Below are 17,694 nucleotides of genomic sequence, written 5' to 3' on the forward strand. Positions count from 1 at the left end.
CCTTCTCAGACATGCTTCGTCGTTTGGTCGAATCGAGAAGTTCGTCGAGGCCATCCAGTAGAACGGTGACCTTCCCGTGTCGGAGGGAATGTTCGATTAGACCCGCAGGCGGCGCGGGAAGTTCGTAGCGGGCTGAAATGGTCCGTTCGATGAAAGAAGCGATCGATTCTTCGCCCATTGTCTTTCCGTAGTCGCGGAGTATGACGACGAACGGGAGACTGCCGCTTGCATCAGTGGAGAGCAGGTGAGCAATTGCATTGGTAGCGGTAGATTTACCCCCTCCCGGATCGCCCAAGACGACGTGACGATCAAGTGAATCGGCAAGTTCTAGGACAGTCTGAGGTTCGTTCCCACGCTCCGGGTCGCCTTTAAGGCGACCGGGGACATATATGTCCTCGAGCGGAACAGTGGTTCGTTTGTTGTTATCGGGAGGGGTGATGTACCCGTGCCGCCTCGCGCATTGCGATCGGAACCGAGCCAGCCATTCCGTGTCTTGTGCCTGATTTCTCGTGCGGCGAACTTCCATCAAAGAGATGTCTTGCCTGATTGACTCTAGAGTTGCTTGCATCAGGACCGTTCGCGCCGCTTGCTCAGCGATAATGGACGCTTCCGCAGACGTCTTGATCTGATCTACCAAATTGGCAGAGACAGAGTGTATGGCGTCAACAATTACAGCGGCTTCTAATGCGGCAAGCGTCACGTTCTGCTCAGCAAAGGCTTGCTGCAGCAGGTGCGCAAAATCGTCGGCGTAGCTGTCGTACTCATCCAGGAAGCTAGCCGCGGATATCTGGCGAACGACGGTGCGAGACGCTGGCGAATGGAGCGACTTTCGAATGGTTGCTGCATCGGTCGAAAGAGATGAGAGAAGTGCTAGGCCGGGTGCCGTCGGAACGAATTTTGATAGATCGATATTCAGGTATTCGGCAGCCGACATTGACTTACCCGAACGGGTGGCAGTTTGTGCAACGTGGCGGATGACGCGCTGCGCAGTGTACGAGCAAGCGTCGACTACCAGACCTATCACCACTTGATCCAGAAGACCTTGGCCAGCGGCCTCGGACGCAGCTTCGGCCGTCATCGTTCCCCCTAGGTTCGTTCGCCAAGCGTATCGGCGTCTGGGCGCATTGGCGGAGCGTCGCGACCTCGCCGGCATCTGTCTCTTAGAAGGCCGTGCACAACGGGCCGTCTGACAAAGTTCCCGGTTGCGGGGTCCGGCAGAAGGTGGATTAGCACTTTCACACGCCTCGTGCCGGGTCCGCGAACCTGCCCCGCTGGACGCCAGCGCTCGAAGGCGCGCTGGCTCCTCAGGCGCCGGCCGCTTTTCGCCGAGCTGGGTGAGGCCCTTCATCTCACATTGACGGACGTGAGAACCATGATCGGTGTACGGGGCAGATGACGGGTCCTGTTTCTAAAGGCCATCACGTCGCGGAGATGGAATATCTCAAGAGACGGAAATAGCGTCATCTATCGGGGCGAACTCGTGCACCCCAACATCGCCTCGGATGAACACCACAGCGAGTGCTCGTGCATTTCTTGGGCGACCGAGTTGACCCAGACGAATGGGCCGCGAGCAGCGGTGGCTTGCGCCCCGTGCCTTTAGAGCACCGCGTCAAGGTCGGTGGTGCACCGTTCGATCGCAGATCGCGGTCATACGGATGCCTGGTCCACACGTCGGGATCGAACGTGCGGAAACGGTGAGATTTTCTGGTGAAGCGCCGGTGGGCACCGCCTACCCGCGCGCCTCGCGGCGGCGTACAGTCCGGAACATGGGCGATACGGAGAAGGATGACGACGTCGCCGCCGAGAATTGGGATGACGAAGGCGGCCACCTGGCTGCGCAGCGCCGCAAATCCCGCTGGGATCAGGCGACAGGCGAGCACTGGTACGGCTACGCGCCGACCGCCGAGACCCCGGCCAGACGGGATGCGGAAATCGAGCGCGATCAACAGCCCCCGGCGACCCGCGAGCCTTAAACGTTGACAACGAGGTAGACCAGGGTAAGGGCGTGAGTCAACCCCTCAGGTTGCGGGAACCCAGGCGATACCTTCCTGGTCGAGGCCCCCGCCGCCAGTAAGAGGGCATCAAAGGTGCCTGACGGCGGGGGTCTTCGCACAGTAGCGGGTATGTCCCCCAGATGGGGGGGTCGTATCTTCCACGCATTGAACCTGGTAAAAATTTCTGGTGCTCTCCCGTCGAAACTGAGCTACCAGACTCCTCTTCGACCGCCCGGCTACCGGGCTCAGCTGAGTGAGCGTAATGTCCAGACATGGACGGCAACTCGAAACTTCCCGACGACGAGGCCGCGCTAGAACACTGGGATGACGACGGCGGTACCGAACCTCGAGTCCCCGTCGACGAGGGCGCCTTCGTAGCCTTCGACGCGGAAGCTCTCCAGGTCGGTCACTGTGAAGTTGAGCCCGCGGGCGATCTTGGTGGCGGCCTTGGCGGCGACACGGTCGCTTTTGTCTGTGAGGGGCCCTCTCGCGTGCATTTAGTACGCCTGGACCACGATGTGATTGTCGACGTGAGTCACGTGGGGTGACGCCCACGCTGCATTCCCTGCTTGCGACTTTTCGGCCCAGGACTTGACGGTGCCGGTGAGCGTGATCTTCGTCCCGGCCGCGTTGACGTGAATCTTCGCTGCGTCGAGCTGAGCGTTACGCGTGAGCGCGTTCTTGATGCGTTCTTCGGTGTCTTCTGCAGATGGTTTGGCTTTCAGGGTGATCATGCTGTTTACGGTGTAGACCCCGCGAAGGTGCTGCACGGCTCGCTTTGCAGCGGCGCGCTGAAAGTCCCAGTCAACTTCCCCGGTCAGAGTGACATTGTGACTCTTCACTTCGGCTTGAACGGTGTCGGGAATGTCGCTCGCACTGCGCAGGGTGCGCTGCACTTCCTTAGCGATGTCGGTCTCAGTGATGGGCCAGTTGGCTTTGGGGTGGACTGCCAGGTCGTCTACGACAGTTCTCACCCCCCGAACACGGAAGGCGGCGTGCTTGGCGGCGATCCGTTCGGCGAAACTGTCCACTTCGCCCGACAGTGTCACTGTTCCTCGGTCTGAGCTGACGCCGATTTGTGCGGCGTCCACGTCCGGAGTCCAGGCGAGTTCGTCTTGCACGGCCGCCTGCAGATCGACGTCTGCGATGATAATGGTCATTTCGTGCTCCTTGTGGCGAGCGGCTTACGCTCACCTTCGTTCGGGCGAGGTGGGATCTGAGGCTCAGGGACTCGGCTGATGCCACTTGTCAAGGCGAGTGGAGATGTCGGTCCTGTGAGGCGTGTGCCCAGGGTTGACGGACGCGGGCGCCGCCTCTGGCGGGCGCGCCTCTGCGGAGATGAGCGACACGACGAGTCCCGTGATATCGATGGGCTGCGTTGGTGGGAGGTGCAGATCGGCCGGACCGACGACCGCTGATGCGTCCGCCGGCAGCGGCCGGCGGGTTAGAGGCACGGGGTCACCGTTTCCGTGACGTGGCCGGTTGTCCGGCGGGCGTTTGTGCAACTAGGTGAGAGTCAGAGTGAACCCGGTCAATGCTGGACTGCCCGGCAGGGGTGATGGCTTGCGATTCTGCGGCGCCCCCGTGTCCTGCAGCGTTTACGACGATGCGGTCATCGACCTGTTGGACGTGAGGCGACACCCACGCCGCGGCGGCTGCCTGCGACTTCTCGCCCCAAGAGGTCACGGTGCCGGTGAGTATCACTGCGCCGCCGCATACAGCAACGTGAACCCGCTCGGCAGACAAGCCGAGGAAGGTCTTTATGCGGTGGTTGACCTTCGCTGCCGACGGTTCGGTCTGAACAGTGATCGCGTTTGCGATGGTGTAAAAACCGGGACGGAGAGTGCGAACAGCGCGTTCCGCAGCTTGGCGTTGATAGTCCCAGTCAACCTCTCCCACGAGGGTCAGGGTGGCGCCAGTTACTACGGCGTGGACTGTGTCAGGAATGACAGCGATCTGACGCAGGACGCGCTCCACCTCCGTTTCAAAGGAGGATGCTCTTCCGATCACGGTCGGGGCGGTTGTGATCACGGGACGATCACCATCCGAGCCGGCACCGCGCCGCGCCCGACCAGGTCGTTGTTGCCCTCATCGGGACGCCACGATGATCTGATTCTCGACGGCGGTGATATGAGGTGAGCCCCATGCGGCGGCGCCTGCCTGGTACTTCTCCGCCCAGGACCTCGCCGATCCTGTCAGAGTCACTTTGGTCCCCTCGACGATGGCGTGAATGGTCTGCGAATCGATTTCCGCATTGCGGGCTAAGGCCTGGCGGATGCGCTCCTCTGTGTCGTTGGCCGAAGCACGCGCTCGAAGGGTGAGGTTGTCGATGACCTCGCTAACCCCGCGGAGATGCTCGGCAATGGCTATGGCACCGCGTCGCTCGTATTCCCACCCAATCTCTCCGCTCAAGGTGACGGCGTGGGCGTGCACGGTGGCTTGCACGGTGTCGGGCACGTTGACGGTGGCGTGTAGCGCGCGCACAATCTCTCTCGCGATGTCGACGTCGCTCGCTTGCCAGCCAGCGACTGGGCGGACTTCCAACTCGTCGACGAGGGCCCGCACGCCTCGAACGCGAAGGGCCGCCTTCGTTGCAGCCACATGTTCTGCAGCGCTCTGAACCTGCCCCGAGAGGGAGACGGTGCCGTTCTCGACGGCCACCCCGATACTTGCTGCGTCGACTTCCGGCGTCCACGCGAGTTCGTCTTGGACATCTGATTGCAGGTCGTAGTCCGTGTCGATGGGGATAGTCACGATCAACTCCTCTGTGTGTCGGAGCGTTTAGCATCGTGCGCGGTTCTGCCTAGAGGTGGGGCTTAGGTCCCGTCGTTGTCTGCGTGGTCCGTGCGTGCACTGGTGTCTCCCGGTGTTGGAACGCGCCAGAGCAACGTGAGCCCGCCATCAGTGTTCGGGCGAAGTTCGCTTGTTCCGCCACGCGCGAGTGCTCGTGAGCGCAGGTTCGCGGTGCCGCTTCGCGCCCCCGGTGCGTCTCGCAGCCCGACGCCGTTGTCTTCGATAAGGACGCGGATTTCGCTGCCTGTGGCGTTGATGGAGATCGCGCAGCGAGTTGCATGGGCGTGACGTGCAATATTGCTGAGACCCTCGCGTGCGACGGCGAGCACGTCCTCGACAAGTTCGTCCGTGATGAGGGAGTCGACGGGGCCATCGAAGTGAAGATGGGGTCGTATGCGAAGCGCGGCGGCCATTTCATCCACGAGTGAGAAGATCCGGTCACGGAGTTTTCGCTGGGTCCTGGCGGCTGGCGTTCGGATGGCAGAGATGGCGGTGCGGATGTCGGAAATCGCGGCGTCAATGTTCTCGACCTGTCGTCGCAGGATGGCGGCGTGTTCGGGAGTTGTCGCTGCGGCGTGCTCGAGCGCGAGCCCGGTGGCGAAGAGTCGCTGAATGACGGTGTCGTGAAGGTCACGTGCGATGCGAGCGCGATCTTCAAGCAGGTGGAGTTTTTCTTGGTCTTCTCGTGCCGCGGCGAGGGAGATGGCAATTCCTGCCTGCGCGGCGAAGTCGCCGACGATGTCGATCTCCTCGCCCGTGAACGGTGGGGAATGGAGCTCTTTAGACACGCACAACGCTCCGATGTTCCTACCGCGTGCGACGAGGGTCACAGCGGCGGTCGGGCCGAGGCGCACTTCTCCGGGAGGCAGATCGCGAATGGGAGCGTCGTCGGAAACGACTTCGCCGAGCTCCATCGCCCGGAAGGCGAGCGATTCAGCTCGAGCAAAGGTGGTGTGCAGGAGCGAGGCGGCGAGTGGGCCGCTTGCGACACGCACCCTCATCAGATGCGGATCGTCGTCGGGAACGACGACAGTGACGGCCACAGAGGGGATGACCGACGCGCACTGCTTGGCGATTACTTGCAAGGCATCCACGTCGTGCGGGTCAAGAAGCGCGCTACTGATGTGAGAAAGAGCGTTACTCAGCCGGCGTTGGCGACGCGCATCTTCGTAAAGTCGGGCGTTTTCGATGGCGATGCCAGCGGTAGCGGCGAGGGCTTCGATGATGCGTTCATCTTCTATGGAGAAGTTTCCGGGCTCCGGTTTTGTGAGGTAAAGATTGCCGTACACCTCCGTGTGGGTTCGCACAGGGACTCCGAGGAACGCCCGCATCGGCGGGTGATGCGCGGGGAGCCCCACAGACCGGGGGTCCTGTAGAAGGTCGGGCAATCGGATGGTCTGGGCGTCTCGCACGACGGCGCCTAAGAGCCCGCGCCCTTTGGGAAGTTGGCCCATTTCTTCCACTGCCTGTGGGGGCACGCCGACATGAACGAACTCCGAGAGAGAGCCGTTCGGACCGATGACACCGAGCGCGCCGTAGGGCACGCCCACGAGACGGGTGGCGGCGATCACGACTTCGCGAAGGACGGCCGGTAATTCAAGGTGCGAGGTGATCAGTCTGGATGATTCCAGCAAGGCGCGAAGCCGGTCTTCCGCCACCTGAACCCGGGCGGCGTGGGTCCGCAATCGACTCAGCGTGGCCTCCAGATCGCGCAGGGGGCTTCCATCGCTGTCGTTGTCGCCGTCCATCGCTATCTCCTTCCGGAGGTTGTCCTGAGGCTACGCGTGTTGTGGATATGTGTCAGCAGCCGCGACGGGACGAAAGTCTCTTCGAGGGCCGTGACCTTTCCATATCGTCTGTCAGTACGGGTCGCGCCCGGGCAACCGTTTCGTACGCGGTGAAGTCGACCACTGCATCGGCATGGCCGTCAGGTTGCGCAGCGGGAAGACGCGGGAACGTTCCTGCGTCTTCCCACCAAGGCTTTGCGTCGGCCCGCGTCGTTTCAGGTGAGGAGAAGGTCCGTGGAACACATAGTGGTGGGCTTTGACGGCAGTGAGGCGTCGGTGGCAGCCTTGGAGTGGACGGCGCAGCGAGCACAGCATGTGCCCTCACACGTGACGCTCACATCGGTTGGCGAGTTCTTCGAGTCAGAACGCGAACTGCGCAGCGTCAGCCACGAAGGCGCGGACATGTGTCGGCGGCTTGCCCCATCTGCGACGATCGACACAAAAGTCCTTCGCGGATGGATGCCCGACACGTTGCTGGAGAGTAGCAAGGCGGCAGACCTCCTGGTCGTCCGATCGCACCTGCATGCCCCGGTGCGGTCCATGCTCAAAGGGTGGATCCCGCTCCGCGTGAGTGTGAGATCCGCTGTCCCGTCTTGCGTTGTTCCGGCGGGATGGCGTCAGCGAACTGGACCGGTGGTCGTCGGCTACGACGATGACGGGTCCTCAGAGGCAGCCCTTCGCTTTGCCGCCTCCGAGGCGGCCCGTACGAAGCAGGAACTCCTGATCGTTCACGCGTGGCCGGAGAAAATGTTCCACTCGGGCACACGGGCCGAGCACGAGGCCGTAACTCATCGGGCAGCTCTCGCCGTCTCTCGCACCTACCCTGGCCTCCCCCTCGAGCAGGTAATGATGGCCGATGATCCGGCCTTGGTGTTAGAGGCTCTGGCGCAAAAGGCAGCCCTCGTCGTCATCGGCAGCCACCGCCACGGGGCCCTCGCGGGAGGGCTGTTAGGAACAGTCGCCTGGTTCGTCATTGGACAGATGACCGCACCGCTTTGCGTCGTCCCCCCTGACTCGCTCGCTCCCCTCGAACCGAGCGTTCAGCGTGGGCAATCGGTCGCAACGCCCGCGGGATGCGAGTCGGACCCAAGCTCGTCGAGACGGTGATGCCAAAGGAGAAGCGCCGATGACGTCAGAAACCCACGAAGGGCCGCAAGAGGAAGAGGGAGCTGTGCGCGTCCTCAGCCCTGCTGTGTGCTGGAACCTCTTGCGCACGCAGTCTCTCGGTCGTCTCGCGATGAACGGGGACAATGGCCATCCGGCGATTTTTCCGGTCAACTATGCCGTGTCCGGGCTGGGACTTTTCATCAAGACGGCCGCAGACTCGAAGCTTCGTCTGATCGCGAAAGATTCACGCGTCACCTTCGAGGTGGATGGTCGAGACGGCGCCGACTGGTGGAGCGTCGTGGCTGTGGGACTTGCGCATCAGGTTGTGCTCGACGCCGAACATCGTCAAGCGCGACACGCCATGCCCCTTTCCGCTAGTCCCGCCGCCAAGGTTTACGTCATCCGTGTAGAAGTCGGAACCGTCACGGGCCGTCGTTTCGCCGACGCGGGGACGGCCGAGACCCAGCGCGCACACGAAACCCAGCGCACGGCGCAACTTGCCGAAGAAATGGCGGCCTTACGTCCGTCACCGATTCCCCATACGCCCCCGCGCAGCCAGGAATGACCACTTTCGGTGAGCCTTCACGCAGTGGCCTCCTCGCTCCCTCACTCATCTTTGCTATGTCGGGGGTCGCCCTCGTCTTCACCGCATGGGTTGTCGGCAGGGGCGACGTAGCGCTCGCCTGCGCCGCCGGCTCGGCGGTAGTAGCTGGCGCAATCTCCGCCATCGAATCTATTCGCCGGCTCAGCAGCGGCCTCTTCGGGGTGGATGTCCTTGCGACCATCGCTATTGCCGCCGCACTGTTCTCTGGTGAAGTGTGGGCCGCATTCGTCGTCGGGCTCATGCTCGCAAGCGGTGAGACCCTCGAGAGGTATGCGAACTGGCGGGCACGGAAAGATCTTCGTCAGCTGATCTCCAGCACACCCACCCATGCCTTCATCGAACGCGTGGACGGTACGTCCGAAGAAGTGCGCATCGCAGACGTACACGTGGGTGACACAGTCCTGGCCCGTCAGGGCGAGGTCGTCCCCGTCGACTGCGTGTTGCTTGATGACGCCATCACACTTGATCAGACGTCGTTGACCGGTGAGAGCCTGCCGCAGCAGGTCACCCGCAACCAACCGGTGGCCTCGGGCGCCATCAATCTGTCGGGTCTGACCCGAATGCGTGCTGTCCGCGAGGAAGCGGACAGCCAGTACCAACGCATCGTGGCGCTGGCAACGCAGGCCGCCAACCAGAAAGCGCCAATGGTGCGACTCGCCGACAAAGTCGCCGGACCGTTCACTCTCCTGGCTCTTGCCATCTCCCTTGTTTCGGGCTTTTGGAGCGGCGAGTGGGCGCGTTCCGTGGCCGTGCTTGTCGTTGCCACCCCGTGCCCCCTCATCATCGCCGCGCCCGTGGCATTCGCGGGAGGTATCAGCCGCGCAGCGCGAGAGAAGATCGTTGTCCGCAGTGGCGCCGCGTTGGAGCTGCTGGCACGCTCGAGGACCATTGCGTTCGATAAGACCGGGACACTCACCCGGGGAATGGTCAGCGTCGCCAATGTCGTCTGCAGCTCCTCACTCACACCTGAACGTCTTCTGGCGCTGGCGGCAGCGGCCGACAGCGTCTCATCTCACGTCTACGCCGCGGCCCTGCGACAAGCCGCACCCATCCACCTCCTCCCCACCATTGCAAGAGAGGATCCCGGGCTTGGCGTGGAAGCTGTCGTTGATGGCCACAAGATCACCCTCGGGTCCGAAAGATTCGTGCGCCGCGATCTGTCGCAACAGGAAAACAACCCCGAGATTGCAGATGGAAACTCCGTCATCTACGTCAGAGTCGACGGCGGCGGGGTCGACAAGATCGTTCTGGCCGACTCGCCCCGACCCAACGCGCGAGCCGTCATCAACGTGCTCACGCAAAAAATGGGACAACACGTCCTGATGCTCAGCGGTGACGCCCGCGACGCCGCGCAACGCATCGCCGACGAGGTGGGAATAGATATGGTCCACGCTCCCTGTTCCCCCGCACAGAAAGTCGCCATCCTCGGCATGCAATCGGGGCGCCCTGTGGTGATGGTCGGCGACGGCATCAACGACGCTCCCGTTCTCGCCAGCGCAGATGTAGGCATCGTCATGGGCGGCAGCCGGGCAACTCTCGCCAGCGAGGCGGCAGACATCGTCTTGCTGAGTGACGACCTCGCCGACGTTCCCCGCGCGCGCCAGCACGCACGTCACACCGTAAGGGTCGCAAGGCAAAGCATCTTGCTCGGCATCTCTTTGAGCGTCATATTGATGCTTATCGCTGCGGCAGGAATGCTCCCGGCACTCGCTGGTGCATGGCTGCAGGAACTCGTCGACGTCGCGACAATTCTGTGGTCGCTCAGAGCGGCGACTGCTTCACACGAGGGGACGGGATCGTTGATGACGGCGAGCTCCTCCCCCCTCACCCAGCCTCAGCCCAGTGGAAGAAGGTGAGGACATGATCGGTGTCTTCCTGGTGGACGATCACGAGCTTGTGAGACGCGGACTGGCTGATCTGATCGGTCGCACCGCGGGCATGGAAGTGGTCGGAGAGGCGGCGACGGCGCAGCAGACCCTCAAACGCGTCGAGGCATGCCGCCCTGACATCGTGGTGCTTGACCTTCGACTCCCCGACGGTAACGGCATCGAACTCTGCCGGGATATCCGCTCACGCATGTCCATCCCGTGCATCATCCTCACCGCGTTCGATGATGATCACGCCGTGCACGCCGCGATCCTTGCCGGCGCCGGTGCCTACTCCCTGAAGACGGTGACAGGAAGTCGGCTGATCGAAGACATCAGGGCGGTGAGTGCCGGAAAGACGCGATTGAACGCATCCCGTTTGCCTGCGCTGCACGATCGGCGTGCATCGGAGAGCGATGATCCGCGCGTTGGCGCTCTCGGAATCCGGGAGCGGCAAGTGCTCGACGGTATTGCACGGGGTCTGACGAATCGCCAAATCGGATCAGACCTCGGCATAGCTGAGAAAACGGTGAAAAACTACGTCTCATCCCTTCTCATGAAACTGGGCATGACCTCACGCACACAAGCTGCGCTGTTTCAACGCGATCAACACTTGTGAAGTCGGGACTAATTGCTCCCGTCTCCCCCGCCGAACCTCCTACGGTGACAGTGGAGGGTCGCATGGAGCACATTGTTCTCGCCTATGACGCCAGTCCCGGTGCAGAAGCCGCCCTGGACTGGGTGTCGTGGCGGATCCAGAACGAAGCCGCCGTTGTTCACCTCCTTTTTGTGACCAACCCGCTCTGGGCAGAGAAGACGCAAGCGACCCGTAACCTCCATGCCGCTCGAGATCAGTTGCGGCGGCATAACCCCGCCCTCACCGTTCACCTTCTGCTTCTGGATGGTCGGAAGATTCCCACCCTTACGCGCGCCGCACTCGACGCGGACCTCCTGGTGATGGGCGCCTCGCAGCGGGCACGTGCACCCCACCAAGGCAGTGCGGCGCTTCCGTTACGCGTAGCGAACCGGGTGATCTGCCCTACCGTTCTCGTCCCCGAAGGATGGACGAGTGGGTCCGGGGAACCTCGGGTGATGGTGGGCATCGACGACGACTCGTCCTCTGACACGGCCGCAGCGTTCGCTGCAGACGAAGCCACACGTCTGCACGCGCCGCTGCACCTCGTGCACGCGTGGAAGACACTCCCATCCGCCCCGGGGCGCGTCCGCGACCAGGTCAGCGGCGACGCGGAGATCGAGGATGCCCACCGCCGACTACTCAACGAGGTTGCTGCTCGCATCCGGACGGGCTGGCCAGGCTTGCCCCTCGAGCTCACGTTGGTCCACGACAATCCGGTCAGCGCTCTCGCCACTGCAGCTCGCCACGCTGATGTAACGGTGATCGGCAGTCATCGGCGGGGCGCCATCACGGCGGTCATTCTGGGTTCGGTCGCCCAAGACCTGAGCCGCGACCTGCACTCACCGCTGTGCATTGTGCCGTGACAATCCTTCAGCCCTGGCGGTGGGAGGAACGACAACGATCGGGCATCCCGCCCGCCAGAACAGGTCGGCCCCGGTAGCCCCTACCAGTCCACCCTCGAGAACTCCGAGGCGGTGGGAACCGAGCACGATTAGCGATGATGAAGGCGCGTAGCTCAAAAGCGCTGCGGACGGCCGCGCGCTCGTCAGATCCGTTTCGAGCGCGACTCGGGGATATTCCCTGGCCATTGTGTGCCGAACGGCCTCCAGAGCATTGCGACGTTCCGCCAGAATCTGTTCCGGGCGGGCGAGAACGGCGATTGAACCATCAGTGGTGGGTTCGGGCAGATGCCACGCGTGGACGAGTCGAACCCTCCGCCGTGTTTTGCCGGCTTCCTCAGCGGCCCATTGCAGAGCGCCCCGCGCGGAACCGTCCAGGTCTACCCCCACCGTGATGGGGTCATCGCTCGGCCGCCATCCCGCGGGGATGACGGCCACAGGAACAGGTGATGCCGCGCACACCCGCACCGGCAACCAGCCGGTGAATGCCGCTCGCAGGGGGTGGTGCGGGTCAGCCCCCAGGACGAGCAGATCGGCTCCTCTGGCCAGCTCCGTCAGCACTCGGACGGGTCGACCACTCACGCGATGCGTGGAGACAGAATGAAGGCCGTCCCACCCGTTGAGCTGTCGTTCGGCGTACTCGAGGTCGGTGCGGACTGCTCGATCCGCCATCAGCTGCGACAGCTGCGAATGGGCGGAAACGAGATCAATGAGGGTAGGCGTATCACCCAACCAGTTCACGAGCCACTCGACAGCGGAGATCGAAGCGTCCGAGCCATCGACACCGATCACTATGCGATTCATCGTTCGACCTCCGCAGACGCTCCTCCAAACGACGTTAGGTAAGTCGTCCGGGCGCGATAAGTGCCAAAGGTCCCCCTTGTCGCCCCTTGCGCACAGGACTTAGGGCCCCTAACGCCCGCGAAACCTTCGCGAGGATGGCGTCGAGGTGATGTGATGAGCATTTACAGAGGTCGATTTTCCGCGCGGACAATCGTCGTCACAGGGGCGGGGTCGGGTATCGGCCGTGCCGTCGCGATGCGCCTGCTTGAAGAAGGGGGTCGCGTTGTCGGTGTCGATATCGACGCGGGGCGCTTGTCTTCACTGGAGCAGGAGCTTCGCGCCGTCGCGACGCCACCACCCGGAGACTTCATTCCTGTCGCCGGAAGCGCTGGCGACGAGACAACGATCGGCCGTGTCCGCGCAGAAGTGGGCGCACATGCGGACGGACTCGCCAACGTCGCGGGCATCATGGACGGCTTCGAACCCGCCGCAGAGATACAGAACGAGACCTGGGACCACGTGCTCGAGGTGAACGTGTCCTCACTCATGCGTCTAACGCGGGCGCTACTGCCCGAGATGTTGAGACACGGCGGCGGGAGCATCGTCAACGTCAGCAGCGAGGCAGCTCAACGAGGCTCCGCCGCGGGCACGCCATATACAACATCGAAGTTCGCAGTGAACGGGTTCACCCTCAGCACGGCGTTCTTCTATTCTCCGCATGGCATCCGATGCAACGCTGTCGCGCCGGGACCGGTGTTAACCAACATCGACGCGCGGTTCCACTCTGAGCATGCGCGCGCTCGCCTCTCCCCACTGCTAGCGACAAACGTGCCTCCACCAGCGCAGCCAGAAGAAGTCGCAGCCGCGATCTGTTGGCTACTCAGTGACGACGCATCCAATGTGTCCGGGGCAATCCTCCCTGTCGACGGCGGATGGGCGGCCGTGTGATGCTGCCAGAGAACAGGGCCCACCTGCCCGCGCACGCTTCCGCGCACCTGAGCGTCGGAATGACGATGGAGGACCTTCCCCTTCGTGAATGTTGGCGCCTGGCCGTGTCGGGGACCGAGGACGGGGTGGGACGAATTGGGTTCATCGCCCCCGATGGCGGCCCGGACATTGTGCCCATCAACTACATCGTCACGCGACGGCAGATCTACTGCCGGACGTCGCGGGGTACCAAGGCCACGGCGATTATGAAAAATCCCCAGGTCGCTTTCGAAGTAGACGGAACCGATGGGGTGAAGAGATGGAGCGTCGTCTTCCGCGGTGTCGCCTGGCGGATGGAGGATGAATCCGAGATCTACGACAGCGGCATCACGGGCGCGGACCCACTAGTCCCTCTGCCCACCACCGTTTTCCTGCGGATCGCTCCCTTGCGCGTGTCGGGCCGCCGGTTCACCGCGCGTGTCGAGAACCACTCCTGAGTGTTCAAGTCGACGAAGGATCGCCAGTTGCTCGGCGTTGATACGCGCAAGCTCTTCGATCTCAAATTTTGCCGCTCTATTCGTCTCGAAATCGTGCTGGGCAAGGGCGGCTGCGATCTCGTCCTGGCGCCGAGCGGCAATCAGGAGGATCGCGCCCTGCATGCCAGCCAACATACTCAGCATGAGGTTGAGGAAGATGTAGGGGAACGGGTCGAGCGCCTGGGCGGTGGTGTTGAGCAGAGCCCATCCCAACATCACCCCGCAAAAGCCGAAGATGAAGCCCCACGACCCCATGTGGTTTCGCAGCCAGTCCGCCGCCCGTTCACCAACCGTGAGGGACTGTGCATGCCTGTCATGCCAGTTGGTGAGCGGGCGATGGGGACGATGCACGCGCTCTGTCACGACGAGCGTGGCTCGAGGTCGACGCATTCGCCGAGGTCGGGCACCCGGGCCTGCCAGTGAAGCTCATGTGCAATACGTGCTCGGAGCACGTCCACAGACGACGGCTCCCCGTGCGTGACGAACACCGCACTCGGAGCGGATGGGCAGCTGCGTAGCCACCGCAAGATCTCATCGCCGTCCGCATGAGCCGACATCGTCGTGACCTGCACAACCTCCGACCTCACATGCAGGTCTTTTCCGAACAGACGGACGGTGCGCTCCCCCGCCGCTAAGGCTGCGCCCCGTGTCCCCTGCGCCTGGAACCCTGTCAGGATGATCGTGTTCCGCTCGTCGACGCCAAAACGCGCAAGGTGGTGAAGGATGCGTCCCCCACTCAACATGCCACTCGCGGAGATGATGATCATTGGCCCCGACTCGTTATTTAGCGCCTTCGATTCCTCAACGCTGTGCACCGGGCGCACGTGGGAGTACATGCGGTGGAGCTGCTCCTCAGGAAGCCGATGCTCATCAGGATGCCGGCCATACACGCTGAGGACATCCGTGGCCATCGGACTGTTCACATAGATCGGCACCGCCGGTAGCTGTCCCCGCTGGCGTAATTCGTCCAAGACAAGGAGCACGTGCTCAGTTCGCCCGACCGCGAACGCGGGAATGAGCACCACGCCGCCCCGGTTCACCGTCCGCGCGATCGCCTCACCGATGAGAATGAGGGGGTCGCCGACCGGATGATGACGATCTCCATAGGTCGACTCCGTGACAACGTAATCGGTCTCCGTCCGCGGCGCCGGCGGTTTCAGAAGCGGATCGTCGGCCCGGCCAAGATCTCCCGTGAACAGGACCGAGGAGCCCCCTGTCTCCACAAGAACCTGCGCCGCCCCCAGAATGTGACCCGCATGGAGGAGGGTGACCCGGATGTCTGTCGTCGCAGACACTTCCCGCCCGAACTCGACAGGTTCGAGCTGTCGGATGGTGTCGACGGCGTCCGAAGTCGTGTATAGAGGCTCAGGGTGCTCATGGATGGAGTATCCGTGTTTCTGCGCGTGGCGGGCCTCCTCCTCCTGCAGATGCGCACTATCCATCAACACGATGCGTGCCAACTCCATCGTCGCTGGGCTCGCAAAGATGCGCCCACGAAACCCCTCCCGAACCAACCTGGGGAGATATCCGCAGTGATCCAGATGCGCATGCGTTAGGACGACGGCATCTATGCTGGCCGGTGCGACGGGGAATGGAAGCCAGTTCCGTCGTCTATTTTTCTTCACGCCCTGAAACAGCCCGCAGTCGACGAGCAGCTGCTGCCCCTGCGGTCCCTCGAGCAGATATCGGGAACCGGTGACCGTGTCTGTCGCTCCCAAGAACGTCAAGGTGGCAGGCTGTACGGCGGTCGTAGCGATATGACCCTGGTTCGTTTCGGTAGCCTCGATCATGGCAGCTGGACCATGAGTTGACAGATCGAACTCCGCGAACCCGGAACGCGGATCTGAGAACTGCCTCTTTCTCCGCCTCGCTGTCCACCTCGCCCGTGAGACGCACGGTCGCGTCCTCAACAGCTACTCCCACACCCGCGTCATCGACCTGGGGGTCCCACTGCAGCTCTTCTTCCACGTCCTGTTTCAGGAATCCATCGGAAATCATGTCGGCCGCCTCCTCGCCACCCACCATGCGCCCAAACGATTCGCCGACGTGGGACCTAGGTCCCCGCCAGCGAGAGGACGAAGGTCCCGAGACAGGTGAAGCACCGCGCTTAGCGTCGACGGTGAGCACCCCGCGGACCGTGTCGGCGATTAGGGCTCGTGTTCACAGGCACTCGCGGGGTGCGGGAGAGCGACGCCAACGGCTTCGCGTCGCTCTCCCACTTCGCCGCCTGAGTGATGACCAAGACACCCGGGAGATCCCATGGACCAAAACAGCGGCGAAAGCATTGTCGTTGGCGTGGACGCCTCCCCGCCGGCCATTGCCGCTCTCCGGCTCGCAGCACAGCTCGCGGACGCCCTCGACGCACCGTTGCACGTGGTCACGTCATGGTCCTATCCACCCTTCTCGGAATACTCCGCCGTCTCTGTATGGGATCCGGAAGAAGACGCCGAGATCGTGCTCACCGAGTCAATCCGCGACGCATTCGGCGACGCACCGCCTGCGCGGATCACCCGCGAGGTGATTGAAGGAGCCCCCTCCCCCGCCTTGATTCACATCAGCGCGTCAAGCCGAATGCTTGTCCTTGGCAATCGTGGCCGAGGCGGATTCGCGAGCCTCCTGCTCGGGTCTGTGAGCGCCGCATGCGTTGCCCATGCGGCCTGCCCGGTTCTGATTGTCCACGCCAACGATTAGCAGCACAGGCTCAGATGCACCGTGACATAGCGTCGATTATCGGCCGATCTAGTGCCCAAGTGGGAAAACGATTTAGCCAGCAGAGCCAAGCGTCCCCAGCCACACGTAGAACGCCACGAATAGCGCGGAGCGACCGAGCGTCGCGATGACGCCGGGAGAACTCAGTGCGATGCAGCGAATGCGGTGGCCGCAATCAGAGCGACCCCGAGTACGAGTTGAAGGATCCAGTACACGGGATTCGTGGACGCGGAGACAACAGTCAGTCCGTATAAGCCCTCCCCAGTCAAGACTGCGGCGACGGGGCGACTGTGAGTGCTCTCCATGGCGAGGGCCCTGAGCGGACCAGGGTGGCCGACACCCCACGACAGGTCCCGCGAAGAGCGCGACGATCGTGAAGGGGTCTTGAAACAGCTCGACCTAATAGGAGCCTCGCCAGCCCATCTGCGCAACGGCTAGCGAGTGGGTCGACGGCACCATCGATGTGGCTCTCTTTGTGAGGTGTGGCGTACGCGTCCGTCATAGGGAGTGATGATGGCGCGGCGGGCCGAGGCGACCGCTCGTGTGCCCGGAGTGCGGGGTAGTCCCCCTGGAGGGGGGATCGTGCGATGCCGCCCTACTTCTCGGACCAGATTCGTTCCACGACGGGTCGATGGTTGGGGTGCAGGAAGAGGGTGTCGCGTCCGTGGTGGTAGCTGTCTGGCCGGATTGCGAAGGTGAACCGGATGGCGATCGTGGGCTGCTCGTTCAGGATCCGCTGAACGACGTCGGCGACTCGCTCTGTCATTGGTGCTCTCCCCCCAGAGTTTCCGGGGGCAGCGTAGTCGAGAGGGGCGCCGAAGTTGTAACTGCGCTCCGTTTACTTCGGTCGGGAGGCGTTTTCGTTTTCAGAGTGTGTGAGGTGTCCGGCACGCGCCGGCCGGGTCCGAGACACCACTGCAGCTCCGGCTGGAGGTGACTGCTGCGGCGGGGCGGTTTCGATCGTCAGCGCCGTGTAGGGGTTCTTGACGCGCTGTGTGAGCGGGCGCTCCATCCGCAAGATGACGGAGGCCAGCGAGCTCCAAGGGCGACCAA

The 17,694-nt window shown here is 62.9% G+C and carries 21 protein-coding genes; 9 read left to right on the forward strand and 12 right to left on the reverse strand.

What is annotated here, in order from left to right:
- On the reverse strand, window positions 1–1,078 hold a 1,078-nt coding region (locus tag OVA26_RS16855; RefSeq protein ID WP_268105162.1), incomplete at its 3' end, for a hypothetical protein.
- Window positions 1,079–1,766: 688 nt separating this feature from the next.
- Between OVA26_RS16855 and OVA26_RS16860 the strand changes: the two genes are divergently transcribed.
- The gene (locus OVA26_RS16860) at window positions 1,767–1,973 is read left to right on the forward strand and encodes a hypothetical protein (RefSeq protein WP_268105163.1); all 207 of its coding nucleotides are present in this window, start codon (window positions 1,767–1,769) and stop codon (window positions 1,971–1,973) included.
- A 332-nt stretch (window positions 1,974–2,305) separates the two neighbouring features.
- Here the strand turns inward: OVA26_RS16860 and OVA26_RS16865 are convergent, their stop codons facing one another.
- The 5 genes from OVA26_RS16865 to OVA26_RS16885 form a co-directional block, all read right to left on the reverse strand.
- Window positions 2,306–2,491 (reverse strand): hypothetical protein, encoded by a 186-nt coding sequence (locus OVA26_RS16865; RefSeq protein WP_268105164.1) that lies wholly within the window; start codon window positions 2,489–2,491, stop codon window positions 2,306–2,308.
- Window positions 2,492–3,154, reverse strand: a complete 663-nt coding sequence (locus OVA26_RS16870; RefSeq protein ID WP_268105165.1) for a BON domain-containing protein — start codon at window positions 3,152–3,154, stop codon at window positions 2,492–2,494.
- Window positions 3,155–3,452: 298 nt separating this feature from the next.
- Window positions 3,453–4,025, reverse strand: a complete 573-nt coding sequence (locus OVA26_RS16875; RefSeq protein WP_268105166.1) for a BON domain-containing protein — start codon at window positions 4,023–4,025, stop codon at window positions 3,453–3,455.
- Window positions 4,026–4,082: 57 nt separating this feature from the next.
- On the reverse strand, window positions 4,083–4,748 hold the full coding sequence (locus OVA26_RS16880; RefSeq protein WP_268105167.1) for a BON domain-containing protein: 666 nt from the start codon (window positions 4,746–4,748) through the stop codon (window positions 4,083–4,085).
- Window positions 4,749–4,810: 62 nt separating this feature from the next.
- Window positions 4,811–6,535, reverse strand: a complete 1,725-nt coding sequence (locus OVA26_RS16885; protein WP_268105168.1) for a GAF domain-containing sensor histidine kinase — start codon at window positions 6,533–6,535, stop codon at window positions 4,811–4,813.
- Window positions 6,536–6,808: 273 nt separating this feature from the next.
- On the opposite strand from OVA26_RS16885, the gene OVA26_RS16890 reads away from it, so the two are divergent.
- The 5 genes from OVA26_RS16890 (at window position 6,809) to OVA26_RS16910 (ending at window position 11,650) form a co-directional block, all read left to right on the forward strand.
- Entirely contained in the window at window positions 6,809–7,681 is an 873-nt protein-coding gene (locus OVA26_RS16890; protein ID WP_268105169.1) for a universal stress protein, read from the forward strand.
- 19 nt (window positions 7,682–7,700) lie between these two features.
- Window positions 7,701–8,246, forward strand: a complete 546-nt coding sequence (locus OVA26_RS16895) for a pyridoxamine 5'-phosphate oxidase family protein (RefSeq protein ID WP_268105170.1) — start codon at window positions 7,701–7,703, stop codon at window positions 8,244–8,246.
- Window positions 8,243–10,141: a heavy metal translocating P-type ATPase gene (locus OVA26_RS16900; RefSeq protein WP_268105171.1), complete on the forward strand. Its 1,899-nt coding sequence runs from the start codon at window positions 8,243–8,245 to the stop codon at window positions 10,139–10,141. The genes OVA26_RS16895 and OVA26_RS16900 overlap by 4 nt, the downstream gene beginning before the upstream one ends.
- Window positions 10,142–10,145: 4 nt before the next feature.
- Complete coding sequence (locus tag OVA26_RS16905; RefSeq protein WP_268105172.1) at window positions 10,146–10,769, forward strand: response regulator; 624 nt, start codon at window positions 10,146–10,148, stop codon at window positions 10,767–10,769.
- Between the two features lie 62 nt (window positions 10,770–10,831).
- Window positions 10,832–11,650, forward strand: coding sequence for a universal stress protein (locus OVA26_RS16910; protein WP_268105173.1), 819 nt, complete (start codon window positions 10,832–10,834; stop codon window positions 11,648–11,650).
- On the opposite strand, the gene OVA26_RS16915 is transcribed toward OVA26_RS16910, so the two are convergent.
- Window positions 11,627–12,478, reverse strand: coding sequence for a universal stress protein (locus tag OVA26_RS16915; protein WP_268105174.1), 852 nt, complete (start codon window positions 12,476–12,478; stop codon window positions 11,627–11,629). The two genes, OVA26_RS16910 and OVA26_RS16915, sit on opposite strands and share 24 nt — an antisense overlap.
- A gap of 165 nt (window positions 12,479–12,643) precedes the next feature.
- Here OVA26_RS16915 and OVA26_RS16920 point away from each other — a divergent pair, with 165 nt between their 5' ends.
- Window positions 12,644–13,417 (forward strand): SDR family NAD(P)-dependent oxidoreductase, encoded by a 774-nt coding sequence (locus tag OVA26_RS16920; protein WP_268105175.1) that lies wholly within the window; start codon window positions 12,644–12,646, stop codon window positions 13,415–13,417.
- A 65-nt stretch (window positions 13,418–13,482) separates the two neighbouring features.
- Window positions 13,483–13,893, forward strand: coding sequence for a pyridoxamine 5'-phosphate oxidase family protein (locus OVA26_RS17455; protein WP_442786082.1), 411 nt, complete (start codon window positions 13,483–13,485; stop codon window positions 13,891–13,893).
- On the opposite strand, the gene OVA26_RS16925 is transcribed toward OVA26_RS17455, so the two are convergent.
- From OVA26_RS16925 to OVA26_RS17460, 3 genes are read right to left on the reverse strand one after another with little or no spacing between them, the layout of a single operon-like run.
- Complete coding sequence (locus OVA26_RS16925; protein ID WP_326493382.1) at window positions 13,801–14,295, reverse strand: DUF1003 domain-containing protein; 495 nt, start codon at window positions 14,293–14,295, stop codon at window positions 13,801–13,803. The two genes, OVA26_RS17455 and OVA26_RS16925, sit on opposite strands and share 93 nt — an antisense overlap.
- Window positions 14,292–15,659 carry an MBL fold metallo-hydrolase RNA specificity domain-containing protein gene (locus OVA26_RS16930; RefSeq protein WP_442786078.1) on the reverse strand — a complete coding sequence of 456 codons (1,368 nt, stop codon included), beginning with the start codon at window positions 15,657–15,659 and terminating at the stop codon, window positions 14,292–14,294. The genes OVA26_RS16925 and OVA26_RS16930 overlap by 4 nt, the downstream gene beginning before the upstream one ends.
- Window positions 15,544–15,957, reverse strand: a complete 414-nt coding sequence (locus OVA26_RS17460; RefSeq protein WP_442786083.1) for a BON domain-containing protein — start codon at window positions 15,955–15,957, stop codon at window positions 15,544–15,546. Before OVA26_RS17460 ends, OVA26_RS16930 begins: the two co-directional genes overlap by 116 nt.
- 234 nt (window positions 15,958–16,191) lie before the next feature.
- On the opposite strand from OVA26_RS17460, the gene OVA26_RS16935 reads away from it, so the two are divergent.
- On the forward strand, window positions 16,192–16,623 hold the full coding sequence (locus OVA26_RS16935; RefSeq protein ID WP_268105177.1) for a universal stress protein: 432 nt from the start codon (window positions 16,192–16,194) through the stop codon (window positions 16,621–16,623).
- A gap of 161 nt (window positions 16,624–16,784) precedes the next feature.
- On the opposite strand, the gene OVA26_RS17465 is transcribed toward OVA26_RS16935, so the two are convergent.
- On the reverse strand, window positions 16,785–16,946 hold the full coding sequence (locus OVA26_RS17465) for a DUF6518 family protein (RefSeq protein WP_442786079.1): 162 nt from the start codon (window positions 16,944–16,946) through the stop codon (window positions 16,785–16,787).
- A gap of 290 nt (window positions 16,947–17,236) precedes the next feature.
- Complete coding sequence (locus OVA26_RS16940) at window positions 17,237–17,407, reverse strand: chemotaxis protein CheY (RefSeq protein WP_268105178.1); 171 nt, start codon at window positions 17,405–17,407, stop codon at window positions 17,237–17,239.
- Window positions 17,408–17,694: the final 287 nt, after the last annotated feature.

Source organism: Microbacterium sp. SL62 (assembly GCF_026672635.1).
In the GTDB taxonomy this organism is placed as follows: domain Bacteria; phylum Actinomycetota; class Actinomycetes; order Actinomycetales; family Microbacteriaceae; genus Microbacterium; species Microbacterium testaceum_A.